Annotated in this window: 24 protein-coding genes; 14 read left to right on the top strand and 10 right to left on the bottom strand. The window is 61.0% G+C overall.

The window, feature by feature from the left end; genetic code table 11:
* Positions 1-115 precede the first annotated feature (115 nt).
* Positions 116-1,627 carry a nucleobase:cation symporter-2 family protein gene (locus C0058_RS09105; RefSeq protein WP_102368417.1) on the bottom strand — a complete coding sequence of 504 codons (1,512 nt, stop codon included), beginning with the start codon at positions 1,625-1,627 and terminating at the stop codon, positions 116-118.
* Between the two features lie 172 nt (positions 1,628-1,799).
* Between C0058_RS09105 and C0058_RS09100 the strand changes: the two genes are divergently transcribed.
* Together C0058_RS09100 and C0058_RS09095 are read left to right on the top strand one after the other, a co-directional pair.
* Positions 1,800-2,750: a LysR family transcriptional regulator gene (locus C0058_RS09100; protein WP_008437671.1), complete on the top strand. Its 951-nt coding sequence runs from the start codon at positions 1,800-1,802 to the stop codon at positions 2,748-2,750.
* Positions 2,751-2,894: 144 nt separating this feature from the next.
* Complete coding sequence (locus C0058_RS09095; protein ID WP_102368416.1) at positions 2,895-3,728, top strand: nucleoside-binding protein; 834 nt, start codon at positions 2,895-2,897, stop codon at positions 3,726-3,728.
* Here the strand turns inward: C0058_RS09095 and punC are convergent.
* On the bottom strand, positions 3,725-4,918 hold the full coding sequence (punC, locus tag C0058_RS09090) for a purine nucleoside transporter PunC (RefSeq protein WP_102368415.1): 1,194 nt from the start codon (positions 4,916-4,918) through the stop codon (positions 3,725-3,727). The two genes, C0058_RS09095 and punC, sit on opposite strands and share 4 nt — an antisense overlap.
* A gap of 122 nt (positions 4,919-5,040) precedes the next feature.
* On the opposite strand from punC, the gene punR reads away from it, so the two are divergent.
* Entirely contained in the window at positions 5,041-5,973 is a 933-nt protein-coding gene (gene punR / locus C0058_RS09085; RefSeq protein ID WP_003218855.1) for a DNA-binding transcriptional activator PunR, read from the top strand.
* Positions 5,974-6,038: 65 nt separating this feature from the next.
* On the opposite strand, the gene C0058_RS09080 is transcribed toward punR, so the two are convergent.
* Positions 6,039-7,208 (bottom strand): aspartate aminotransferase family protein, encoded by a 1,170-nt coding sequence (locus C0058_RS09080; RefSeq protein ID WP_102368414.1) that lies wholly within the window; start codon positions 7,206-7,208, stop codon positions 6,039-6,041.
* 105 nt (positions 7,209-7,313) lie between these two features.
* On the opposite strand from C0058_RS09080, the gene C0058_RS09075 reads away from it, so the two are divergent.
* Positions 7,314-8,219 (top strand): LysR family transcriptional regulator, encoded by a 906-nt coding sequence (locus C0058_RS09075; RefSeq protein WP_102368413.1) that lies wholly within the window; start codon positions 7,314-7,316, stop codon positions 8,217-8,219.
* Here C0058_RS09075 and C0058_RS09070 read toward each other — a convergent pair.
* Both C0058_RS09070 and fabV read right to left on the bottom strand, forming a co-directional pair.
* Positions 8,216-8,839 (bottom strand): HAD family phosphatase, encoded by a 624-nt coding sequence (locus C0058_RS09070; protein ID WP_087693670.1) that lies wholly within the window; start codon positions 8,837-8,839, stop codon positions 8,216-8,218. The two genes, C0058_RS09075 and C0058_RS09070, sit on opposite strands and share 4 nt — an antisense overlap.
* A 100-nt stretch (positions 8,840-8,939) precedes the next feature.
* Positions 8,940-10,133 (bottom strand): enoyl-ACP reductase FabV, encoded by a 1,194-nt coding sequence (gene fabV / locus C0058_RS09065; protein WP_003218863.1) that lies wholly within the window; start codon positions 10,131-10,133, stop codon positions 8,940-8,942.
* Positions 10,134-10,517: 384 nt separating this feature from the next.
* Here fabV and C0058_RS09060 point away from each other — a divergent pair, with 384 nt between their 5' ends.
* On the top strand, positions 10,518-11,342 hold the full coding sequence (locus C0058_RS09060; protein ID WP_102368412.1) for an aspartyl/asparaginyl beta-hydroxylase domain-containing protein: 825 nt from the start codon (positions 10,518-10,520) through the stop codon (positions 11,340-11,342).
* 147 nt (positions 11,343-11,489) lie between these two features.
* The gene (gene ppnN, locus C0058_RS09055) at positions 11,490-12,863 is read left to right on the top strand and encodes a nucleotide 5'-monophosphate nucleosidase PpnN (RefSeq protein ID WP_003218868.1); all 1,374 of its coding nucleotides are present in this window, start codon (positions 11,490-11,492) and stop codon (positions 12,861-12,863) included.
* A 1-nt stretch (position 12,864) separates the two neighbouring features.
* Here the strand turns inward: ppnN and C0058_RS09050 are convergent, their stop codons facing one another.
* Positions 12,865-13,257, bottom strand: coding sequence for a RidA family protein (locus C0058_RS09050; protein WP_003218870.1), 393 nt, complete (start codon positions 13,255-13,257; stop codon positions 12,865-12,867).
* 98 nt (positions 13,258-13,355) lie between these two features.
* On the opposite strand from C0058_RS09050, the gene C0058_RS09045 reads away from it, so the two are divergent.
* The 3 genes from C0058_RS09045 (at position 13,356) to C0058_RS09035 (ending at position 14,511) form a co-directional block, all read left to right on the top strand.
* On the top strand, positions 13,356-13,670 hold the full coding sequence (locus C0058_RS09045) for an AbrB/MazE/SpoVT family DNA-binding domain-containing protein (RefSeq protein WP_174717775.1): 315 nt from the start codon (positions 13,356-13,358) through the stop codon (positions 13,668-13,670).
* Positions 13,667-14,062 (top strand): PIN domain-containing protein, encoded by a 396-nt coding sequence (locus C0058_RS09040; protein ID WP_003218874.1) that lies wholly within the window; start codon positions 13,667-13,669, stop codon positions 14,060-14,062. Before C0058_RS09045 ends, C0058_RS09040 begins: the two co-directional genes overlap by 4 nt.
* Positions 14,063-14,136: 74 nt before the next feature.
* Complete coding sequence (locus tag C0058_RS09035; RefSeq protein WP_168197525.1) at positions 14,137-14,511, top strand: hypothetical protein; 375 nt, start codon at positions 14,137-14,139, stop codon at positions 14,509-14,511.
* A 15-nt stretch (positions 14,512-14,526) separates the two neighbouring features.
* Here C0058_RS09035 and C0058_RS09030 read toward each other — a convergent pair whose 3' ends face one another.
* Together C0058_RS09030 and C0058_RS09025 are read right to left on the bottom strand one after the other, a co-directional pair.
* Positions 14,527-14,856, bottom strand: a complete 330-nt coding sequence (locus C0058_RS09030) for a YXWGXW repeat-containing protein (protein WP_023659079.1) — start codon at positions 14,854-14,856, stop codon at positions 14,527-14,529.
* 160 nt (positions 14,857-15,016) lie between these two features.
* Positions 15,017-15,916 carry a DMT family transporter gene (locus tag C0058_RS09025; RefSeq protein WP_102368410.1) on the bottom strand — a complete coding sequence of 300 codons (900 nt, stop codon included), beginning with the start codon at positions 15,914-15,916 and terminating at the stop codon, positions 15,017-15,019.
* Between the two features lie 97 nt (positions 15,917-16,013).
* Between C0058_RS09025 and C0058_RS09020 the strand changes: the two genes are divergently transcribed.
* Positions 16,014-16,862, top strand: coding sequence for a LysR substrate-binding domain-containing protein (locus C0058_RS09020; RefSeq protein WP_102368409.1), 849 nt, complete (start codon positions 16,014-16,016; stop codon positions 16,860-16,862).
* Here C0058_RS09020 and C0058_RS09015 read toward each other — a convergent pair.
* Entirely contained in the window at positions 16,859-17,755 is an 897-nt protein-coding gene (locus C0058_RS09015; RefSeq protein ID WP_174717774.1) for a LysR family transcriptional regulator, read from the bottom strand. The two genes, C0058_RS09020 and C0058_RS09015, sit on opposite strands and share 4 nt — an antisense overlap.
* A gap of 97 nt (positions 17,756-17,852) precedes the next feature.
* Here C0058_RS09015 and C0058_RS09010 point away from each other — a divergent pair, with 97 nt between their 5' ends.
* Positions 17,853-18,506: an NADPH-dependent F420 reductase gene (locus C0058_RS09010; protein WP_008437644.1), complete on the top strand. Its 654-nt coding sequence runs from the start codon at positions 17,853-17,855 to the stop codon at positions 18,504-18,506.
* Positions 18,507-18,591: 85 nt separating this feature from the next.
* Here C0058_RS09010 and mqo read toward each other — a convergent pair whose 3' ends face one another.
* Positions 18,592-20,238, bottom strand: a complete 1,647-nt coding sequence (gene mqo / locus C0058_RS09005; protein ID WP_003218888.1) for a malate dehydrogenase (quinone) — start codon at positions 20,236-20,238, stop codon at positions 18,592-18,594.
* A 437-nt stretch (positions 20,239-20,675) separates the two neighbouring features.
* On the opposite strand from mqo, the gene C0058_RS09000 reads away from it, so the two are divergent.
* The 3 genes from C0058_RS09000 (at position 20,676) to C0058_RS08990 (ending at position 24,635) form a co-directional block, all read left to right on the top strand.
* Positions 20,676-21,254: a fimbrial protein gene (locus C0058_RS09000; protein WP_003218890.1), complete on the top strand. Its 579-nt coding sequence runs from the start codon at positions 20,676-20,678 to the stop codon at positions 21,252-21,254.
* 67 nt (positions 21,255-21,321) lie between these two features.
* Positions 21,322-22,017, top strand: a complete 696-nt coding sequence (locus tag C0058_RS08995; protein ID WP_003218892.1) for a molecular chaperone — start codon at positions 21,322-21,324, stop codon at positions 22,015-22,017.
* A gap of 41 nt (positions 22,018-22,058) precedes the next feature.
* Positions 22,059-24,635 carry a fimbria/pilus outer membrane usher protein gene (locus C0058_RS08990; RefSeq protein WP_102368408.1) on the top strand — a complete coding sequence of 859 codons (2,577 nt, stop codon included), beginning with the start codon at positions 22,059-22,061 and terminating at the stop codon, positions 24,633-24,635.

The following is a 24,635-nucleotide window of genomic DNA, read 5'->3' as shown; positions in this document are numbered from 1 at the left end:
ATCAAAATGTGGGAGCGGGCTTGCTCGCGAAGGCGGTGGATCAGTCAGCATATTTAGCGACTGACACACCGCCTTCGCGAGCAAGCCCGCTCCCACATTGGACTCTTTGTGGCTGTTACACCTCGCTGGTCTGCGCCCTGCCGTGCACCGCCGCTTTCTTCGGCACTTCCTCCAGCAACGGAATTTCCTTGCCCTCGGCATCAAACAGCTTGCCGCCGCTGAAGTAATCCCCGTCCCGCAACGCCGCCACGTCCTGGAAGCACAGGCTGCGTTCCGTCCCGGCAACGAATACCGACTGCTGGTCCGAGTTGCCCGCGGTGAAGTGGTTGAACGCCAGGTTCAACAGGATCGCCATGATCGCCGACGAACTGATCCCCGAGTGGAAAATGGTCGCGAACCAGCTCGGGAAGTGATCGTAGAAACTCGGGGCCGCAATCGGGATCATGCCAAAACCGATGGAAGTGGCGACAATGATCAGGTTCATGTTGTTGCGGTAATCGACCTTGGACAAGGTCCGGATACCACTGGCAGCCACGGTGCCGAACAGCACGATCCCGGCCCCGCCCAGCACCGAAGTCGGCACTGCCGCAATCACCCGCCCCATGAACGGCAGCAGGCCGAGGATCACCAGGAATATCCCACCGGTGGCGACCACATAACGGCTCTTGACCCCGGTAACCGCCACCAGTCCGACGTTTTGTGCAAACGCGCTCTGGGTGAACGAGCCGAAGATCGGCGCAAACATGCTCGACAGCATATCCGCACGCAGGCCATTGCCGAGGCGCTTGGAGTCGACCTTGGTGTCGATGATTTCACCCACTGCCAGAATGTCCGCCGAGGTTTCCACCAGCGTCACCATCACCACGATGCACATGGAAATGATCGCCGCGAGCTGGAAGGTTGGCATGCCGAAATGGAAGGGTGTGGGAAAGCCGAACATCGGGCCCTGGGTCACGCTGGAGAAGTCAGCCATGCCGAGGAACACCGCGATAACCGTGCCGATCACCATCGCCAGCAGGATCGACAGCCGCGAGATGGTCGCGCTGCCGATCTTGCTCAGCAGCAATACCAGCACCAGGGTCAGCGCCGCCAGGCCGATGTTCGGCATGCTGCCGAAATCTGCGGCGCGGCTGTTGCCGCCCATGGCCCAGCGGGCGGCGACGGGCATCAACGTCAGGCCGATGGTAGTGATCACAATCCCGGTGACTAGCGGCGGGAAGAATTTGGTGATTCGCGAGAACACCGGGGTGATCAGCAGGCCTATCAGGGAGGCGGCCATCACCGCCCCGAGAATCGCCGGGATGCCACCCGCACCGTCGCTGCCAACAATCGCCACCATAGTCGCCACCCCGGCAAAGGACACCCCCTGCACCAGCGGCAACTGGCAGCCGAAAAACGGCAGGCCCAGGGTTTGCAACAGCGTAGCCAGGCCTCCGGCAAACAGCGAGGCAGCGATCAGCAGGCCAATATCGGCCGGCGACAACCCGGCCGCCTGGCCGACGATCAACGGTACAGCCACGATGCCGCCGTACATGGTGAGCACATGCTGCAGGCCGTAAGCCATGTTGGCCGCGACGCCGAGATTCTCATCTTCTGGCCGCTGCGGTGACGCCTTCGGGATAGTCATGGTGAGGGGTTCTCTGTTTTTGTTGTGCACTCACTGTATGCAATAGAAAGATTGGATGTCCATAGAGTTGTATACAATCATTTTCACAAGAACACCCTGAATGCCGTTACAAAAATCCATTCAGCCGCCCTGCCCCGTGGCTCGAAGCGCTGCGCACAAGGACTTGAAAAAAATGCTCAACCGCAAGCTGCGCATCCACGCCCCGGCGATTTACTACTTCGACATGGTTCGCCGCTGCCACTCGATCCGCGAAGCCGCGCGCCGCCTGAACGTGGCGTCTTCGGCGGTGAACCGGCAGATCCTCAAGCTGGAAGACGAGGTGGGTGCGGCGCTGTTCGAGCGCCTGCCCGGCGGCCTGCGCCTGACGGCGGCCGGGGAAATCCTGACCCGCCACGTGAGTTTCCTGTTGCAGGATGTGGAACGCGTGCGCGGTGAACTGGATGGCTTGAACGGCGTGCAGACCGGCCATGTGGAAATCGCCACGGTGGAGGGCGCCACTGTGGAACTGCTGCCCGCCGCTCTCAAGCGCATGCGTGAGCGTTATCCGAAAGTGACTATTGGCGTCACGGTACAAGGTTCGCAATCGATTCCCGGTGCGGTGGTCAACGGCCAGGCTGACCTGGGGTTGGCCTTTGCCTTACCGCGCAGCAGCGAAACCATCCAGGTGTGTGTCGGCCATTTCCGCCTGGGGGCGTTGATGGCGCCGGGGCATCCGTTGGCCGGTGAAACCAGCGTGAGTTACGCGCGCTGCTGTGAACACGGGGTGATCCAGGCCAAGAGCGAGCTCTCGGTTCACCACCTGATCGCACCGCTGCACAAGCGTTCGGCGGCGACGAACAAGCCACTGCTGCACAGCAACTCGATGGAGCTGGCCCGGCAACTGGCGCGCCAGCAACTGGGCATCGCGTTCCAGACGCGCATTGGCGTGGAGGTGGATTTAGCCCGCGGCGAACTGCTGCACATTCCGCTCAGCGACCAGGGCGGGATCTTCAGCGACCTGGGCTTGTACGCCCGCAAAGACCGAGACTTGCCGATGGCGGTGCAAGCCATGGCCCATCTGCTCAGTGAAGAAATCAACTTGCGCGAACATCAGGAAACGCCCTCGGCGCCACGTATTTCCTGACTCTCAGGCCAGCTTCAGTGCTGCCGTTTCGGCATCGGCCCAGGCGAGATTCTGTTCTTTGGAACCCACAACGGATGTGCCGATACTGCGCCCGGCGACCCTTGCGCGGTCGCCATGAGCCAAAACGCCAAAGGAATTAAAACAATGAAAAAGGCACTGCACGGCGCAACCGTATTACTCACATTGTTCGGCGGCGGGGAGGCTGTCGCGCTGGAATGGATGAACAACAGCCTGGGATTTCGCTACGGCCAGCAGTTCACCAACCCGAACAACCCGGATGAATTTAGCAAGCGCATCTACAGCTTCACCCACGCCAGCGGCTACCAGTACGGCAGCAACTACCTGAACCTCGATGTGTTCCTGTCCGACAGCCGCGACCCGCGCAAGGGTACCGACCACGGCGGCAGCGAAGTGTATGCCGTGTACCGGCATCAGCTGTATGCCTCACGGGTATTCGATGTACCGCTGGGCACCGGGGTGATCAAGGATTACGCACTGACCTTCGGCTTTGATGCCAACCGCAACAACAACCTGGCGTCGGCGAAAAAACGTGCGCTGGTGATTGGTCCGACCTTGAAGTTCAACACCGTCGGCGTGCTGGACCTGAGCCTGATGTACTACAAGGAAAGAAACCATTCCGGCATCCCTGGCGCGAAAGAACCCGATCACACCTTCGACGATACCTACATGCTCAACCTGACCTGGATGCGGCCTTTCGAGATCGGCAACCACGGGGCGAAGTTTCAGGGGTTTATCAATCACGTCGGGGAAAAGGGCGAGGACTTCCATGGCCGCGATACGGCGCCGGAAACCCTGATGCGCACCGCGCTGATGGTGGCGGTGCGCCCGGGCAAAAGCGTCAAGCCCAATCTCTACCTGGGCGTCGGGTATGAGTATTGGCATAACAAGTTCGGCGTGGACGGCGGCCGGGGTAGCCGCACGTCAACGCCGACGGTGAACATGGAAGTGACGTTCTAGCGGGCGCGCACCAGGTCGGCATCGCCATCGTCGACCTTCGGTCGCGCCAGCCAGTAGCCCAACACGGCCAATGGCGCGGTCGCCAGCATCACGATCGCAGTGATCAACAGCGGCTGGTCGATCATCGACGACACGATCAGGCTCGCCAGGAAGCACAACCCCAACTGCAAGGTGTTCTGCAATGCCGCCGCCTTGCCGGAATTTTCCGCAAACGGCATCAGTGCATTCGCCACCACGATCGGGTAGCTGGCGCCATTGACCAGGGCCATCAGGCAGAACGGAATCAGCAAGGTGGCGAGCGTCGGCACGGTCAAGGTCGCGACGAGGTATAGCGCGACCATGCTGATGCAGTACGCCAGCAGCAGCCACGGCAACAAAGTCTTGCCCTGGAACCGCTGCAACGCACTGCGGCAACTGTAGCCACCGATCAGGAACGACAGCGTTGGCAATACGTAGCTCAAGCCGATGTCATTCGGGCTGTAGCCCATCCCGCCAAGGATGAACGGCGAGGCGGTAAGCCAGGCGAAGAAACTGGCCGAGCATGCGGCAAAGATCATCACGTTGCCGGTGAACACCCGCGACTTGAGCAATTGCCCATAGCCGATTCGGGACGGTTCGCCGTCGGTTGTCAGGCGTTTCGGCAGCGGCCTGAGAAACAACGTAGGCAGCAGCAGGAGCAGCGAAACCACCAACAACACACCGAAAATCGCCTGCCAGCCCCAGTGATTCAGCATCAGCGCTCCCAGCAATGGCGCCAGGGCCGGAGACAGTGACATCAGCGGCATAATGCCGGCGAACACCCGATGGGCCTTGTCCGCCGGGTAGCGGTCGATCACCAGCGCCTGCCAACTGACGGCGGCGGAACACACGCCAATCGCCTGGACAAAACGCAAGGCCAACAGCTGCGGTGCGGTCTCGACCCAGAACATCCCCAGGCAGCCGAGCACAAACAGGGAAAGGCCCGTAAGCAGCACCGGCTTGCGTCCCAACCGGTCGGATAGCGGCCCCCACAGCAACTGCCCGACGGCAAAGCCGGCGAGGAAAATGCTCAGGCTCGCGCCCACCGCGCCGGGGGAAATCTGCAGTTGCTCGCCCATGGCGCCAAACGCCGGCAAGTACATATCCATGGCCAGATAGCCGAGCATGCTCAGCCCCGCCAGGTACCAGGTGAATCCAAAAGAATTTTTCATTGAAGCCTTGTATAACCTGCCATCAAACTATTTGCTGACTGGTGCCTATTATGAAGCTGAGCAAATCCCTGTGAAGCGATAATAATTGGACACTCTTATCAATAATTTTGAAGGCAAATTCCATGTGGTCTGAGTATTCCCTGGATGTGGTGGATGCAGTGGCCCGCCACGGCAGCTTCAGCGCCGCCGCCCAGGAACTGCACCGCGTGCCGTCAGCCATCAGCTACACCGTGCGGCAACTTGAAGAATGGCTGGCGGTGCCGCTGTTCGTCCGACGGCATCGGGATGTGGAGCTGACACCCGCGGGTAAATTGTTCATCGACGAAGCCCGCGGCGTCATGAAAAAAATGCTCGGCACCCGCCGGCTGTGCCAGCAAGTGGCAAATGGCTGGAGTGGCCAGTTGAAAGTCGCGGTGGATTCCATCGTTAAACAGCAGCGCTGCCGGCAGTTGGTACTGGATTTCTATCGGCAGTTCCCGGAGGTGGAATTGCTGTTGGATTACGAGGTGTACAACGGGGTGTGGGATGCCCTGGCCGATGACCGCACCGATATCGTGATCGGCGCCACCAGCGCGGTGCCGGTGGCCAGTCAATTCACATTTCGTGACATGGGCCTGCTGAACTGGCTGTGCGTGGTCAGCAGCCGGCATCCGCTGGCAGCGGTCGAAGGCCTGCTCAGCGATGACCAACTGCGGCCCTTCGCCTCCCTGTGCATGACCGACACCTCGCGCAACCTGCCCAAGCGCGACACCTGGACCCTGGATAACCAGCGTCGTTTGGTGGTGCCGCACTGGGCTTCGGCGATTGATTGCCTGCGGGACGGCTTGTGCGTCGGCATGGCACCGGCGCACCTGGTGCAGCCGTGGATCGAGCGCGGCGAGCTGAGCGCCCTGCAACTGTCCCGGCCCTTCCCTGCCAGCCCGTCGTGCGTGGCCTGGGCACAGAACAAACTGTCGCCGGCCATGGCCTGGTTGCTGGATTACCTGGGGGATACCGAGACCCTGAATCAGGAATGGCTGAACGGGGTGCAGGTGGGCTCCGGCTACCCCGTTTGACTGATCGTTCCCACGCTCTGCGTGGGAATGCAGCCAGTGACGCTCCGCGTCAGCCTCATCCGTGTTTAGTCCAGAAGCCGGGAAAGTGCGCGCACGATCATCTCCACTTCCTTGGCATCGATGGTCAGCGGCGGCAGCAGGCGGATGATCTTGCCCCGCGTGACGTTGATCAGCAGGCCATGCTCTTGCGCCGCACGGTGGGCCAGGTCGCGCTGAGGCGTTGCCAGTTCGATGCCGATCATCAGCCCTTGCCCGCGAATCGCCAGCACCTGGGGATGCTCGTTCAATTCCACCCGCAGGCGCGCCAGCAGCCGCTCACCCTGTTGCGCCGCGTTGTCCAGCAGGCCTTGTTCTTCGATGATCTCCAGCACCGTACAACCGACACGGCAGGCCAGCGGGTTGCCGCCGAAGGTGCTGCCGTGGCTGCCGGGGGTAAACAGTTGCGCAACAGCGGCCCGGGCCAGGCACGCGCCAATCGGCACACCGTTGCCGAGGCCTTTGGCCAAAGTCATCACGTCCGGCACGATGCCTTCATGCTGGAAGGCAAACCAGCGACCTGTACGGCCGATCCCGGTCTGGATCTCATCGAGCATCAACAACCAGCCTTGCCGGGTGCAGTGCTCGCGCAAGGCTTTCAGATAGCCCGGCGGCGCGACTTGCACGCCGCTTTCGCCCTGGATCGGCTCAAGCAGCACCGCAACAATGCGCGGGCCAAACTCCCGGGTCACGGCCTCCAGTGCCTTCAAGTCACCGAAGCCGACCTTGATAAAGTCCCCCGGCAGTTTTTGAAATCCCAACCGCACGGAAGGCCCGTCGCTGGCGGACAGGGTGCCCAGGGTGCGCCCGTGAAAGGCATTCTCCATCACCACCACCAGCGGCTGTTCGATACCCTTTTTCCAGCCATGCAGCCGGGCCAGCTTCAGCGCCGTTTCGTTGGCTTCGGCACCGGAGTTGTTGAAGAACGCCTGGTCCAGCCCGGAAAGCCGGGTGAGGCGCTGGGCCAGGCGCTGCTGCCAGTCGATGCTGTAGAGGTTGGAGGTGTGCAGCAGCAAACCGGCCTGCTCACTGATGGCCGCTACCAGCCGCGGATGGGAATGACCGACGTTGGTCACCGCCACACCTGCCACCGCATCCAGGTATTCACGGCCCTGCTGGTCCCACAGGCGCGTGCCAAGGCCTCGGGTAAAGCTCAGGGGCGACGGTTGATAAGTGGTCATCAGGCAGGCGGCGGTCATGGCATCAGGCTCCAGTGCATCGTGTAGTGATGGCACCAGTATCGTTAGCCACCCGAGCTGGATAAACTGCACAACACTGCGATCACTTTAAACCAGGGCTTGATAATGGATCTGTTCCAGGCGATGACGGTGTACGTAAAAGTGGTGGAAGCCGGCAGCATGACGGCGGCAGCGCAGGCGTGCGGCATGTCCACCACCATGGTCGGCAATCACCTGCGCGCGCTGGAACAACGCCTGGGCGTCAGCCTGCTCAAGCGCACCACGCGCAAGCAAAGCCTGACCGAGTTTGGCGGGATTTATTACCAGCGTTGCCTGGAGGTGCTGGGCCTGGTGGCCGACTCCGAGCAGATGGCCGAACAAGCCAACAGTGACGTGCCCAAGGGCCTGCTGCGGATCACCGCACCACCGGCCTTTGGCACCGAACGCCTGGCACCGGCGCTCAGCGAATTTTCCCAGCGCTACCCACAGATCAAGCTGTACGTGGTGCTGAGCAACCAGCGGATGGACATGGTCGACAGCGGCTTCGACGTGGCCATCCGCTTGGGCGACCTGGACGCGCCAAGCCTGATTGCCCGCCCCATGCAGGATTACACCATCACCCTCTGCGCCTCTGCGGAGTACCTGGCGCGCCGTGGCACACCTCAACGCCCCGATGACCTGCAGCAACATGACTGCCTGGCGTTCGCTTACCCGGCGACCGACGATTGGCGCAACGCCGACAAGTTGTGGCGAATGCGCGGCGCAGAGGGCGAAGTGGAAATTCCGGTTTCCGGCTCATTGACCATCAACAGTTCGCAGGCCTTGCGCCAGGCTGCCCTGGAAGGCATGGGCATCGTGATGCTGCCTGACGCCCTGGTCGAGCCAGACCTGCGGGCCGGGAAACTGGTGGCATTACTGACGGACTACCAACTGCCCAGCCGGCCCATGCATTTGCTGTACGCCCAGGACCGCTATCGCCTGCCCAAGCTGCGGGCGTTCGTGGATTTCGTCATGGAGAAATGGGCGCGCTAGAGGCTCACCCCCAGCTCGATCAAGCGCTCCCGGGTCTGCGCGGCAGACACGTGGTGAATCCCCTGCCAACCCAGCGCAGTAGCCGCCTCGGTATTGCCGGCTACGTCGTCAATAAACACCACTTCACCCGGCTGGATATCCGGCAAATGGGCGCGCACCTGCGCCAGGCTGGCGTGGTAAATAGCAGGATCGGGCTTGATCAGCTTGATTTCGCCGGACACCACGATGTCGCGAAAATACTGCAGGAAGGGATAGTGGGCGCGGGCATAGGGAAAGGTCTCGGCGGACCAGTTGGTCAGGCCGAACAGCGGCATCTTCGCCTCATGCAACGCTTCGAGTATCGCCACGCCCTCCGGCAATGAACCACGCAGCATCTCGTGCCAGCGGTCGTAGTACGCCTGGATCAGTGGTGCATGCTGAGGATGTTCGGCGATCAGCGCGCGGGTGCCCTCAGCCAGACTGCGCCCGGCGTCCTGCTCGGTGTTCCAGGCCTGGGTGCAGACGGTGTCCAGGAACCGTTGGCGCTCCCGGTCGTCGGTAATCAGCTGGCGGTAGAGATGGTGCGGGTTCCAGTCGAACAGGACACCGCCGAAATCAAAAACGACTGCACGAATCGTCATGTAGATCCTCCGTTAGCGTGGGTGTGATAACGGCCGCAGTCTGGCATGACGCGCACAAAAAAGCGGCCCCTGGAGGCCGCTTCTTCGTTACCGCAAGCGCTTAAGCCTGAATCAGGCCCTTGATCTTCACGGTCGGATTCACGTCAGCGTCGTAGTCCACGCCGTCGATCTCGAAACCGAACAGGCGCAGGAATTCCGCCTTGTAGCCGGCAAAATCGCTGATCTCGTTGACGTTGTCATCGGAGACCTGATTCCACAGGGCCGCTACCGCGTCCTGAACCTTAGGCTCAAGTTCCGCGAGGTCGGCGCGCAGGCGGCCGTCGGCGTCGAGCTTGGGCTCTTTGCCATACAGGCTGTCCTTGAACAGGCCGTAGACCTGCTCGATGCAACCTTCGTGGGTGCCCTGCTCTTTCATCACTTTAAACAGCAACGACAGGTACAGCGGCATGATCGGGATCGCCGAGCTGGCCTGGGTCACTACTGCCTTGAGTACCGACACACGGGCGTCGCCTTTCAGCGCCGCGAGGTTTTCGCGCAGGGTCAGGACTTTCTTGTCCAGGTCTTTCTTGGCTTCGCCGATGGAGCCGTTCCAGTAGATGTCCTGGGTCAGTTTTTCGCCGAGGTAGGTGAATGCGGTGGTCTTGGCGCCTTCGGCCAACACGTCGGCGTCACGCAGGGCGTCGATCCACAGCTGCCAGTCTTCGCCGCCCATGACTTTCACGGTGCCGTCGATTTCTTCCTGGGTGGCCGGTTCGAGGGTGGTGTCGACCACAACGCCCTTGTCGGTGTTGATGCCGCGCAGGGTCACAGCCTTGCCGATCGGCTTCAGGGTGGAGTTGTGCACCACGCCTTGCGGGTCGGTACGGCGTGGCGCGGCCAGGCTGTAGACCACCAGGTCGATCTTGCCGAGGTCTTTCTTGATGGTTTCGATGGTCAGGCGCTTGATCTCGTCAGAGAACGCATCGCCGTTGATGCTCTTGGCGTACAGGCCTTTTTCCAGCGCAAACTTCTCGAAGGCGGCGCTGTTGTACCAGCCGGCAGAGCTGAGCTTGCCTTCTTCGCCTTCTTTCTCAAAAAACACGCCCAGGGTGTCGGCGCCGCAGCCAAAGGCAGCGCTGATGCGCGCGGCCAGGCCGTAGCCGGTGGAAGCCCCGAGGACTAGCACCTTTTTCGGGCCGCCTTCAATGGCACCGTGTTCGGTCACGTAGTCGATCTGCTCTTTGACATTCGCTTCACAGCCAACCGGGTGAGCGGTCACACAGATAAAGCCACGAACCCGCGGTTTGATGATCATAAAATTTCTGCCTCTTCCAAGGTGCCGAAGGCCAATGGTGGCCATTACAGCGTCAATCGTACCGGTCTATGACGCCCGGAAAACCGAAGCGTCACGATAGTCGCAAATCTTCTGTTCACAAAATGCTATCCGCAACACCGCCAGCCTGGCCATCCGCCGAGGCATTTTAGGGGGACAGCGGTAAAAATCTGTGCAGTGACTTCACAAATTTCCAGCATTTAAAACGCCACGTGAGGGCGATAACACCCTATCATGACCATATTATTTCGATATGTTTCGGCTCGGGCATGATGCCCACGGGTTGACTGACTCCTTTGCCTGGCCTGCCAGTCAACCGCGGACGGTTTTGAAGCAATCGAAAACCGTCTGATGGAGCCCAGTTTCATGAGTAAGAGTGTCATCCGCAAACGCCTGGCGTCCGCCGCCTGGGTCCTTGGCGTCTTGCTGTTCATTTATTGCTTCCCCAAGACCACCCTGGTGTTTCTGCTGCTGGTGGTGTTCTGCGGCCTGTACGATTTCCTGCGCAATGGCCTGTACGACGGCGCGACCATCAAGAAGTATTTCATCGGCAACGGCCGCAATACCTGGTTGCTGGCGCCGTTCAACACGCTGTTTGACCTGTTGAGCCAGCGCAATCGCCACGTTTATAAAATGAACGACCTGCCGCCCGCCTGGCGCGAAGACCTGCAAAAGGTGATCGACGACGCCATGGCCAACAAAGACGAGATCATCCAGTACCTGGATGAGCGCATGGCCGAGAAAAAACGCGGCATGCTGTTTTTCCAATGGTACGGCCGCCCGATCGAGACCACCCTGGATATCCCGCAACTGCGGGAAAAACTGCCCTACGTGAAAACCATCGGCGTGTCGGTATTCAACGAAAACCGTTCCACCTCGTTTCACTTCGGCCCGCTGCGCATGATGTTCCGCGTGCTCTACAACATGGCACCGGCGCCCCATCACGATGGCGTCTACATCCAGGTCGGCAAGCACAAACACTACTGGCACGATGATCCGCTGTTTATCTTCGATGACACGCTGATGCATGCCTCCTTCAACAAGAACGACGCCAAGCGCTACTGCCTGTTCATCGACATCGTGCGGCCAACCCTGGTGCCGTCGGTGCTCAACGGCCTGATCGCGGGCTTTGCCGGAGCAGTCTTTACCCTGCGTCGGTTTTTCTACAAAAACTGGAAGCTGATTCAGTAACTTCTGCGGCATGATGGTGCGCGACGGTGTTTGCGCTCGGCTCCAGTGCCGGGGAAAATGCCAGTCCAATGCGACCGAAAACGGCGCGCACTATCCTCAAGCCACTGGCCATGCATGGTCCGGTGGCTGTGCTTTCAGGGAATCAGAATGCCCCAAAGACAAGTCATCAATGCCTCCGTAAGCCCTAAAGGCAGCCTTGAAACGCTGTCGCAACGTGAAGTCCAGCAACTGAGCGAAGCCGGTACCGGCAGCATCTACACCCTCTTCCGTCAATGCGCCCTGGCCATCCTCAACACCGGCGCGCACATCGACAACGCCAAGACCATCCTCGACGCCTATAAAGATTTCGAAGTGCGCATCCACCAGCAGGACCGTGGCGTGCGCCTGGAACTGTTGAATGCACCGGCTGACGCGTTCGTCGATGGTGAAATGATCGCCAGTACCCGGGAGATGCTGTTCAGCGCCCTGCGTGACATCGTCTACACCGAAAACGAACTGGACAGCCAGCGCATCGACCTGAGCAGCTCCCAGGGCATCACCGACTACGTGTTCCACCTGCTGCGCAACGCCCGCACCCTGCGCCCGGGCGTCGAGCCGAAGATCGTGGTGTGCTGGGGCGGGCACTCGATCAATACCGAAGAATACAAATACACCAAGAAAGTCGGCCACGAACTCGGCCTGCGCAGCCTCGACGTGTGCACCGGCTGCGGCCCCGGCGTGATGAAAGGCCCGATGAAGGGCGCGACCATTTCCCACGCCAAGCAACGCATTACCGGCGGGCGCTACCTGGGCCTGACCGAGCCGGGGATCATCGCCGCCGAGGCGCCGAACCCGATCGTCAATGAGCTGGTGATTTTGCCGGACATCGAAAAGCGCCTGGAAGCCTTCGTGCGCGTCGGCCACGGCATCATCATCTTCCCGGGCGGCGCCGGCACCGCCGAAGAGTTCCTGTACCTGCTGGGCATCCTGATGCACCCGGACAACCGCGACGTGCCGTTCCCGGTGATCCTCACCGGGCCGAAACACGCCGCGCCGTACCTGCAACAGTTGCACGCGTTCGTCGGCGCGACCCTGGGCGAAGCGGCCCAGGCTCATTACCAGATCATCATTGACGACCCGGCTGAGGTGGCACGGCAGATGACCGTCGGCTTGAAAGCGGTCAAACAGTTCCGCCGCGAGCGCAACGACGCGTTCCACTTCAACTGGCTGCTGAAGATCGACGAGGGCTTCCAGCGCCCGTTCGACCCGACCCACGCCAACATGGCCAGCCTGCAACTGAGCCACGCGCTGCCGCCCCATGAACTGGCGGCCAACCTGCGCCGGGCGTTCTCGGGGATTGTGGCGGGCAACGTCAAGGACAAGGGCATCCGCCTGATCGAGCAGAACGGGCCGTATGAGATTCATGGCGACCCAGCGATCATGAAACCGCTGGATGAGTTGCTGAAGGCGTTCGTAGAGCAGCACCGGATGAAACTGCCAGGCGGCGCCGCCTACGTGCCGTGCTACCGCGTGGTGCAGTGAGTCAGCGCTGAACCGCTACGCACTTGATCTCCAGCAGCAAGCCCGGGTTGGCCAGTTCTGATACGCCAATGACCGTCCAGGCGCACAACCCGCGAGGGAACAGGCGGTTTTTCACTTCACGGAAAACCGCCATGTGCTCGCTCATGTTCACGTGGTAGGTGGTCATGTCGACCACGTCTTCAAACGTACAGCCCCCCTCCTCCAATACCAGGCGCAGGCTCTCCCAGGCGGCGACGAACTGTGCCTCGGGATCGGTGATGACTTCCAGGTGTTCCGTGCGGCCGACCTGCCCTGCGCAGTACAGGGTCTTGCCGACTTTTACCGCCGGGACGTAGCCGGCGCGCTCGACGATGGGGTGCATGGAAGTGGGGATGATGAGGTGGCGGTCGGTCATATGTTGTATCTCTTAAGGCTGGTTTCAGGCGTGTCGACGGGAAACGTTCGGACTATCGTTTTACCTGTTCCGACCCACCCACGCCAGATGAGTAACCTATGGACCAATGGATCTTGCCCTCCACTATTCCTTACCCTAAGGTAAGGAGTATCACGAGAGAGGCTTTCAACATGGCTACCGCCACACTCACTTCAAAAGGCCAAATAACCATTCCCGTTCAAGTCAGGGCCGCACTTGGGCTGAACACTGGCGACCGGGTCGAATTCGTCGAAATGGAAGAGGGCAAGTTTGCGATCATCGCGGCCAGCAAGACTGTGTCGGACCTCAAAGGGCTGATCCGCAAACCCGCCAATCCCGTCAGCATCGAAGAAATGAACCTGGCCATCGCTGCACAGGGAGCCAAAGCACGATGATTGGACTGGATACCAATGTGCTGGTGCGTTACGTCACCCAGGATGATCCCGTCCAATCGCCAAAGGCATCCAGACTGATCGAGTCGCTCACCACTGCCTCGCCGGGTTTTGTCAGCCTGGTTTCAGTGGTGGAACTGGTGTGGGTCCTGCAGTCCAGTTACCAGTCAGCCAAGAGTGAAGTGGTTGCGGTCCTGGAGACGCTGCTGCGTACCCGCGAACTGACCGTAGAGCACGCCGACGTTATCTGGCAGGCACTCCGGCGATTTACAAGCACCAGGGCCGATTTCGCCGACTGCCTGATTGAACGCTGCGCCCACGCAGCAGGCTGTGAATATACGGCGACATTTGATGTCAGCGCGGCCAAGGCTACCGGCATGCGGCGGCTGACCTGAGGCGTCGCGTTGCAGAAGCGTCAAGGCTTTGGTAGAAAATGCCCTTACTGACTTTATCCAGAGACAAGACCAACGTGCGCACGCTTTTTCTCGCCGGCCTGGCATTAACGTCCCCATTGACCCTCGCCGAAGCCATCACCTGGCCCGACCTGCCCGACACCTGCTTCGTCAGCGGTCGCTCCGCTACCAGTCAGGATGTGGACACCGGTTGTGCGGCGTTTCTGATCAATGTGAAGGGCAAGGCGGCAGGCACGCCGATCAAGCTGGATATCCCGCAGTACGCCATGCATGTCGACGAAGGCACCGGCAAGGAAACACCGGTGATCCTCATCCAGGCGGAAGAGAATGGCGATGTTAAAGCGGTAGGTTACAAGGAGCTTGGCACCGGCCAGTTGGGCGCGGCGCTGCTCAGGGAAGTTCGGCTTCTGGGTACGAAGAAGCCGATTTAAGCCATCGGATAACGGTCAGCGAACCCAACCGCCGCCCTGCCAGTGATAGCCGTCGTTACGCTGCTCCCAATGCGGGTGGACATAACGATAACCTGGCCGTACCGGCTCCCAGTGGCCGTGAACCGCCACATAGCGCCCGCCTTCCCAACGCCAGTAGCCACGCGACCACAGGTAACCTGGCCGCCCTTCGGGCTCGACCTCGATGACCTGCACCGGCGGCGGTTGCGGCGCGACGACTTCTACATATTCACGCTGCACCGGTCGTCGATCATGTACGACCCGCTCCTCTACACACCCGGAAGCCGCGACGACCAAAGCCGCCAATGCCGCATAACGTAACAACATACAGAATCCTCGGGCGTGACCGCCCAGCGTTTATACCGGTAAAAAAAGTGCCCCCTTGTTCCAGCCGCGCTCCTGCTTGGCTATAAGACTTTTTAACAGGTGCCAACTGTCAGCTTGCTGAACCCACGGGCAGACAGCAGGTAAAGAAAAACTGACCTTTTCAAGAGGCACAGACTGCGACCGGCTGTTTCAGTCGCACCAGAATCAGCCCGGCCACCACCACGGCGATCCCTGCATATGTCGACGCATGAATCTCATCGCCAAACATCAGTGCCGCCCACACCAGTGTCACGGGAGGCTCCAGGTACACCAATGTCGCCACATGGGTAGCCGTCATTACGCGCAACAACATCCACAGGCTCAGGTAAGCCACGAAGGTAGAGAACACCGTCAGCCAAACGATGGAGATCAATACGTCGGGGGTCCGCGGAATGCTCAGCGTATCGGTGTACAGCACCGCTGCAGCAAAGCCGATCAAGGTCAGCAACGACTGGATAAACAACGCCAGGCTCAGGCCGCCGGAGTCAGTGCGGGCCGCCCGCCGTTCGTACAGCGTGGCCACGGTCAGACCGAGTGCCGACACCAGGGGCAATGCATACATGACCCACCCGACTTCGGCCCCGCTGTTGTGGTATTGCCCGAAGATGACGATCGACACGCCGGCAAAACCGATCATCAACCCCAGCCACTGCCAGCCGCCGCTGCGTTCGGCGTGGCTACCCGATGACAGCGCCGCCGTCATCAATGGCTGCAGGGCCGCGATGATCGCCGCAATCCCCGGCGGCAAACCGTTCTGGATCGCCACGTAGACACAGGTCAAATAGAGAAACTGCGAGAGGAAACCCACCACCGCGTGATGGCGGATCTGTGCCCAGGAAACCTTCAGCAGCCGCACGTTCAAAAACAGCGCCAGGCACAACGACACCAGCAAGAAACGCCAGAACAGCACGTTGAACACGCCATCACTCCGGGTCGCCAGTTTCGCGCCGATAAACCCCGAACTCCACGACAGCACGAACACCGCCTGTAACAGCAACCGCCCCACGGTTGATCGCTTCATTGAGCCTCCGGTTCGCTTGATTGACCAAAAGGCTAAGTGCCGCGCATGATTCTGTATATTTGAATAATCTGTACCACTAATCCTTAAAAGTGGAATCATGAGCAAACAACTGAATATTGACCTGTTGCGCACTTTCCACGCGGTGGCGCGCTTCCAGCGATTCAACGAAGCGGCCAATCATGTGCACCGCAGTGCCTCGACGGTGACCACGCAGATCCAGAAGCTCGAAGACCAGGTCGGCCAACGCCTGTTCAGCCGCAGCAACCAGGGGGTTGAACTGACGATGTACGGCAAGAAACTCCTGGGCGAAACCACCGAATTCCTCAAGAGCCACGACCGCTTGCTGGCCTCCCTCACGCCGCAACGCATGCAGGGCAAGATTCGCCTGGGTTTGCCTGATTCTTACGCGCCAGACTTCATGCAGGAGTTCCTGCCCCGCCTGGTCGCCGACAACCCACTGCTGGAACTGGAGGTAGAGGCGCGCTCCAGTGGCGAACTGCTCACGCTGTTCGCCAGCAGGCAGTTGGACCTGGCCCTGATTGTCAGCGCCCAGCCGTTGGAACAAGGCGAGCGCCTGGGAGAAATCCAGCCGCTGTGGGTGGCCGCCGAACACTTCAGCTGCCCACCGCAGGCGCCACTGCCGATTGCCGTGCAACTGACAGGTTGCCCTTATCGCGCTGCAGCGATTCGAGCGCTGAAGGAGCACGGCACTTACTATCGGGTGCTGCTGGAAAGCGCGAGTTCGCCCGCTGTTGAAGCGTGTATCCGCAGTGGCATGGCGGTGGGGTTGGTGGAAGAAAGCCGCCTGGGTAAGGGATTGACGCGCCGGATTGCTGGAGCTGAACTGCCGCCGCTGCCGCTGCACCACCTGTACCTGCTTGGCGACAGCAGCAACCTGTTGGCACTGCATCTGTATGAGCAGGTCAAGGCCGGCTTCAGCGTCTAGGGCGGTCCGAAACGCAACAGCACCGCATCGACAAATCGCCGCAGCTTGGCGGTGCGCTGGCGATTCGCGGTGTAGAGCAAATGCATCTGCCGACTTGGCGCCTCATAGTCCGGCAGCACTCGCACCAATTCACCGCTCTTGAGCGCCGAGCGTAAGAAATCCTCAGGCCCCAGCACAATCCCGAAACCATCCCGCGCGGCCGACATCAAGGCTCGGCTTTCATTCACGTGCAGGCGGCTGGCAACCTGGGCCTTGTGCAGGACGGCGCCTTGGTAGAACGACCATTCGCGATCAGCCGGGCGTGACCAGTAGGCGTATCCCAGGCACTCGTGGTGTTCAAGGTCAGCGGGCGCCAGCGGCGTGCCGCGCTCGGCCAGGTATTTGGGTGCCGCACAGACCACCAGACGGTAGGGCTGCAGCGGCCGGGCGGTGAGGCTGCTGTTCGCCAGCGGGCCGATACGGAACGCCACTTCGTAGCCCTCCTCCACCAGGTCGACAAACCGGTCGGTCAGGTGCAGGTCGATTTCCACCTCGGGGTTGTCGCGTAAAAATTCGGTCACCAGTGGCATCAGGCTGTAGGAGCCAAAAGTCACTGGGGCGCTGATCTTGAGCTTGCCCCGTGGTGTGTCATTCATGATCTGGGCGAGGGAGTCTGCGGCCTCTGCCTCTGTCAGGATATGTTTGCAGCGCTCGTAGTACGCGCTTCCCAACTCCGTCAGGCTTTGCCGGCGTGTGGTGCGGTTGAGCAGGCGTGCGCCCAGCCGCCGCTCCAGCGCCGCCACATGCTTGGCTACCATCTGCGGCGACATTCCCAGGCGTTCGGCAGCACGGGCGTAGGACCCCAGTTCGGCAGCCATCACAAAGGCACTCATGCTTGAAAGGCGGTCCATCATTCACCACTCCCAGTAACAACACCAAGACCAGAACGGCCATTTATCCTCATCCGGTAGCCAATCATCATAACGTCTCTCTCAACTCAGGAGCACCGACATGAAAATTGGCATTATCGGAGCAGGCTTTATCGGACGCGCCGTTGCGCAGTTGGCGTTGGCGGCCGGCCATGAAGTGATGTTGAGCAACTCCCGCGGCCCGCAGTCGATGAGCAGCGTGCTGAGTGGCATTCGTGGGGTTCAAGTGGGTACTGCGCAAGACGCCGCGCAATTTGGCGAACTGGTCCTGCTGGCGATTCCGTTCGAACATTACCGCAGCGTGCCGGCGCAGTGGCTGGAAGGCAAAACCGTGATGGATGCCAACAACTACTACCCGAACCGCGACGGCCATATTCCCGTGCTCGACCGCTTTGAAACCACCACCAGCCGGTTGGTGGCCGAGCACCTGTCGCAATCAAATGTGGTGAAAGTGTTCAACGCTATCCTGGCGCCGGACCTGACCCAGGATGCTCGCAGCCGCGGCGCACCCGACCGGCGCGCGCTCCCGGTCGCGGCGGATGACCCGGCAGCCAAGGCGCAAGTCATCGCCCTGCTGGACGAGATCGGCTTCGACGCAGTAGATGCCGGTGGGCTGGATGAGAGCTGGCGGTTTGAACGCGCCAAGCCGGCGTACTGCATACCTCTGGATAAAGAGGGACTGAAGGCAGCGTTGGCAGCTGCAGAGCGGCAGGTCGAAGTACCCGCTCATTGGTGACACCTGCAAAAAAGCCCGCTGACCGTCACCGGTTCAGCGGGCTTTTTACGTTGCGCAGGCCCTGAATCAGGACCTCACCAACGTCTTACAGCGCGAGGTCAGAAGCTGGCTTGCTCGGCTCAGCCGCAGGCTTTGCAGCCTCGGTGGCTTTCGGAGCAGTCAGCTGCGGAATCGCAGGTGGAGGCGTCAGCTGCAGAATGTTGGCGGTGTAGGCCCATTCTTTAGCCACAGCTTCAGGGCTGTCGTTCAGCTTGGTGCCGTAGCTAGGCACGATCTGGTGCAGCTTTTCCTGCCAGGCCGGGGAAGCAACCTGTTCCTTGAACACTTTCTGCAGCACGGTCAGCATGATCGGAGCCGCGGTGGACGCGCCTGGCGATGCACCCAGCAGGCCGGCGATGGTGTTGTCGGCGGAGCTGACCACTTCGGTACCGAGTTTCAGGACGCCGCCCTGCTCTTCGTCACGCTTGATGATCTGCACACGCTGACCGGCCTGCCACAGGCGCCAGTCTTCTTTCTTGGCGTTCGGGAAGTACTCTTGCAGCGCCTTGAAGCGGTCGTCATCCGACAGCATCAGTTGGCCGGCGAGGTACTCGACCAGTGGGTATTCGCGGATACCGACTTTGGTCATTGGCCAGATGTTGTGGGTGGTGGTGCTGGTCAGCAGGTCCAGGTACGAGCCTTCTTTCAGGAACTTGGTCGAGAAGGTAGCGAATGGGCCAAACAGAATCACGCGCTTGCCATCCAGCACGCGGGTGTCCAGGTGCGGAACCGACATCGGCGGTGCGCCAACGGAAGCTTTACCGTAGGCCTTGGCCAGGTGCTGCTCGGCAATCGTTGGGTTATCGGTGACCAGGAACGAACCACCAACAGGGAAGCCCGCGTATTCCTTGGCTTCAGGAATGCCCGACTTCTGCAGCAGGTGCAGTGCACCGCCGCCCGCGCCGATGAACACGAACTTGGCGTCGGTTTCCGTCTTGGTGCCGTCTTTCAGGTTCTTGTAGCTGACACGCCAGGTGCCATCGGCGTTCTTGGTGATGTCCTGCACTTCGCTCGACAGTTTCAGGTCGAACTTCGGCGTAGTTTGCAGGTGAGCGACGAACTGGCGCGTGATCTCGCCGAAGTTCACGTCCGTACCGATCGGGGTCCAGGTGGCCGCGATTTTCTGGTTCGGGTCACGCCCTTCCATCATCAGCGGAACCCATTTGGCGATTTGCGCCGGGTCTTCGGAGTACTGCATGCCGGCGAACAGCGGGCTCGCCTGCAGCGCTTCGTAGCGCTTCTTCAGGAACTTGATGTTGTCATCGCCCCACACGAAGCTCATGTGCGGAGTGGAGTTGATGAACGAACGCGGGTTCTTCAGGACGCCCTGCTGAACCTGCCAGGACCAGAACTGACGGGAGATCTGGAACGCTTCGTTGATCTCGACCGCTTTCGGGATCTCAACGTTGCCGTTCTTGTCTTCCGGGGTGTAGTTCAGCTCAGCCAAAGCCGAGTGACCGGTACCGGCGTTGTTCCAGCCGTTGGAGCTTTCTTCGGCCACGCCATCGAGGCGCTCGACCATCTCCATCGACCAGTCCGGTTGCAGCTCATTGAGCCACACACCCAGGGTTGCACTCATGATGCCGCCGCCGATCAGCAGCACATCGACTTTCTTTGCCTCTTCCGCGTGAACGGAAGTGATCCCCATCGACAAAGCCAGCCCCAGCAGGGCAGTGTTTACTTTTTTAAACATCAGTAGCACCTATGATAAAACGCCATCCGCCCCACTGCCCCTGATCATGGGCAACCCTCAATCACGCTGCGCCAGGCAACGCACCGCGGGGTGTGCACATTCATTCGGGGACCGCAGGGTGGGCACACAAGGCCGACGTATCGACCTCACTTTTATGTCCCTTCTGCGCTGACTTCTTATCATTATTGGCTTCAGCTACCTGGGCGCCAGCTAACCACCGGGACGTATACGGGTGTACGTACTCGATAGAGGCTAGACCAAGATGGCGCGCAGAATATCACGCTCGGCGCCTTATATGGACTCAGCGGTCGGGCGGCCATCAGTTCGCCAGTTTTTAAGATTCGTCTCATGTGCCTCTAAAACACAGCATTGCACTATGGATTGGCTTACCTGACGGGTAGGCAGACAACCTTCCTTCTCTTAAAAGAGGCACTGCAATGCTGAACAAACTGAGCCAACTCACCCTCGCCTGCGGCGCTTGCTGGTTGCTGGCCGGCACCGCTCAGGCGGCGGACGGGCAGATCGAATTCACCGGTTCCGTCACCGATAACGCCTGCACCATCACCACCGGCGACGTGAACAAGTCGGTGACTCTGGACCCGGTGCGCATCGCTGACTTCGCGCCCACCGTGGGTTCGGTGCTCACCGATAAAGCTAAGCCGTTTTCCATCAGCCTGGACAACTGCAGCACCGCGACCCGTAAAAACGTCGCGATCACCTTCAGCGGCCAGCAAGACGCCAGCGACCCGACATTACTGGGCCTGACCGGTGAAAACCAGGTGCGCGGCATCGCGATCCAGATCACCGACTCCCGTAACGGCAACAAACTGCCACTGAACACGCCGACCGCCGATTACGACCTGCGTGCACAGTCCAATACCTTCGACTTTACCGCTGCCTACGTGCGCACCGTCGCCGACACCACCACCGGTGAAGGCGACGACGCGGTGACCACCTCCGGCATCAGCACCGGTCAGGTGCACGCGCTGGCCAGCTTCGACGTTACCTACAAGTAATTGCTCGTCAACACCGTGGGCCAGGCGTTCGCGCGCCGGCCCGCGGGCTTCCGGAGGTCCCCCTGTCATGCGTTTGAAAGTCTATCTTCTGCTCGCCCTGCTGCCGCTCTGGCACAGCGCCGCCAACGCCGCCGTCACCGTCGGCGCCACGCGACTGATCTACGACGGCGCTTCCAACGAAGCCAACCTGAGCGTCAGCAACCGCGACGACACCTCGCCTTACCTCGTGCAGTCCTGGGTCAGCCACTTCGGCAGTGGCAACGAGGAAAGCGTCGATAACTTTATCGTCACGCCGCCGCTGTTCCGGCTGGATGCCGACAAGGAAAATATCCTGCGCATCATTTTTACCGGTGGCCCAGAAGTGCCCCAGGACCGCGAAAGCCTGTTCCTGATGAACGTCAAGGCAATCCCGGCCATGAGCGACGATCAAAAAGGCAAGAACGTGCTGCAGATCGCGCTCAAGACCACGATCAAACTGTTCTACCGCCCGGCCGGCCTCAAAGGTTCGCTCAAGGACGCGGTGGCGCAAGTGAACTGGAAGGCCCAAGCGGGTGCATTGGCCGTCAATAACGCCTCCAAGCTGCACGTGGTGGTCAGCGAACTGAAGCTCAACGGCCTGCCGATCACCCAGGCGCCGGATGTGCTGCGCCCAGGCGAAGCGCGTGAGCTGCCGATCCAGGCAAAGGCCGGCGATGAAGTGCAACTGAGCTACATCGATGACTACGGCAGCATCGTGACCGCCCCCGTCATCCGCATTCACTGATACCCACGCGACAACCCCGGAACGCCTTTTCAGGAACGACCATGCTCCGTTCATTCCCATTCATGCGCCGTCGGGCCGTGAAGGCTTTCGGCTGCCCGCTCGTGGCCGCCGCCGCCTTGCACCTGGCCCCCGCACACGCCGGCTACGAGTTCGATGCGTCGTTTCTCGAAATCGGCGGCGGGCAGAGTTCGGCCCCTGTGAAACAACAGGTCAGCGCCATGAGCGACGGCCAGTTGCCGGGGATTTACCGGGTGGATATCCAGCTCAACCAGCGCTCGATCGAACAGCGTGATGTGCGTTTCATCCGCGCCACCGGCACCCAGGAACGCTCGAGCACCGGCCTGTTCCCCTGCCTGGATGTCGAGTTCTTCCGCGCCCAGGGCGTGGCCGACACGGCCCTGCAAAACCGCACCGACGCCGACCCCACCTGCATTGCGTTCGATCAGGGCCTGGCCGGCGTGAGCTACGACTACGACTTCAACCGCCAGATCCTGTCGATTGAAATCCCACAGGCCTACCTGGGCAGCATCCCTTTTGAAGTGCGCCGTCGGCAATGGAGTAACGGCGAACAGGTGGCCTTCACCAACTACAGCTTCACCGGCAGCACCGTGGAGTCCGATACCGGCCGCCGCCAGGACCAGTTCGGCAGCCTGAGGAGCGGCGTGAATGCCGGGGCCTGGCGCCTGCGCAATTTTTCGACCTGGCAAAAAGGCAGCACCACGCCCGGGCGCTGGGAGTCGCTGGAAACCTACGCCCAGCGCGACATGGGCAATATGATGGCGATCGCCACCCTAGGCGATTCCACCACCGAAGGCGACCTGTTTGACGCGATCCCCTATCGCGGGCTGGGCATCGCCTCTGATCTGGACATGCTGCCCGACCAGGCCCGCGAATTCGCCCCGGTGATTCGCGGCATTGCCAATGGCCGCTCGCGGGTGATCATCCGCCAGCGCGGCTATGTGATCCAGGAGCAATGGGTGCCGTCGGGGCCGTTCGCCTTGACCGACCTGTACCCCACCGCCAGCAATGGCGACATCGAAGTCACCGTGGAAGGCCCGGACGGCCAGCGCCAGGTCTACACCCAGTCGTTCTCGTCGGTGCCCTACATGCTGCGCGAAGGCCAGCAAAGCTATTCGGTATTCGCCGGCCAATACCGCCCGGCGCAATCGTCCTTTGTGCAGCAAACCCCAACATTTATCCAGGCCTCCCTACGACGCGGTTTGAGCGGCAGCACCACGCTGTTTGGCGGCAGCCTGCTGAGTAATCAATACAACGCCGGCCTGCTGGGTTTTGCCCACGACTTTGCCGGCTTTGGCGCGATCTCGGTGGACATGACCCACGCCCGCAGCGACGCCGTGGGCCGGGAGAAAACCACGTCCAGCGGCCAGTCGTTTCGCTTTCGCTATTCCAAGTCCCTGGCGGCCACCGACACCAACTTCAGCCTGATCGGCTACCGCTACTCCACCGGCGGCTACTACTCGTTCAACGAAGCGCTGAACAGCCGCAGCACCGAGCAAACCCTGGACACGTACCGCAGCGGCCACATGAAAAGCAACTTCACCGCCAACGTGTCGCAGCAATTGGGCGGCTACGGCGGGGTCTATGCCAACGTGTCGAAAACCGCCTACTGGGACAAGAGCAAGGCCGACACCTCGATCCAATTGGGATACAGCGCGAGCGTCGGGGACATTTCCTACTCCCTTGGGCTGGGCCTGAACAAAGGCGCCAACAGCGACGACCGCAGCCTGTCCCTGAGCATCAGCATGCCCCTGGGCGGCACGCGCAGCCAGCGCGTTACGGCCAACATGAACCAGAGCGCGCGGGGCTCGGCATCACGCACCGCGACCCTGAGCGGCAACGCGTTCGAGGACGATACGCTGGCCTACAGCGCGGGTGTGTCGCAGCAAGTCAGCGGCGCGCAACGCCAGACCGGCGGCACCTTCGCCGCGCAATACGACGCGCCCAACGCGATTGTGCGCGGTGCCTATAACGAGACCACCGGCAGCCGCCAACTGGACATGGGCGTCGAAGGTTCGGTGGTGGCGTATGGCAGCAACCTGATGTTCAGCCAGCCATTGGGCGAAACCAATGTGATCGTCGCCACACCGGGCGCCGCCGACGTGGGCATCAGCAACAAGCGCGGTGTGCGCACCAACAGCAATGGCTACACCGTGGTGCCGCAGGCCCTGCCCTATCGCAAAAACCGCGTGTCGCTGGACACCCAGTCGATGCCGTCTGACGTCGACATCGCCGAGCCGGTGCAGGAAGTCACGCCAAACCGCGGCGCGTTTGTACTGGCCGACTTCGACACCCGGCGCGGCCAACGCATCCTGTTTCGCATCAGCGACACCCTTGGCGAAGCAGCGCCGTTTGCCGCCCGCGCCGAATTGTTTGCCCCGGATGGCCGCGCCCTCGGCAACACCCTGGTGGCCGACAAAGGCCGCGCGTTCCTGACCGGCGTGCCGCCCGAGGCGCGGTTGTTGGTCAGCGTCGACGGCCAGCCGTGGTGCAGCCGTGAATTGAAGCTGGACGAAACAGCGCCTGCCGACGGCGGCATCACCCAAATGAATATTCAATGTGAGCGCGCGGCCGGTGGGTCGGGTGCCAAGGATTCCTGA

Source organism: Pseudomonas sp. NC02 (genome assembly GCF_002874965.1).
Taxonomy (GTDB): Bacteria; Pseudomonadota; Gammaproteobacteria; order Pseudomonadales; family Pseudomonadaceae; genus Aquipseudomonas.
Note: the sequence above shows the minus strand (reverse complement) of the source record. Positions and strands in the feature narration are given on the sequence as shown.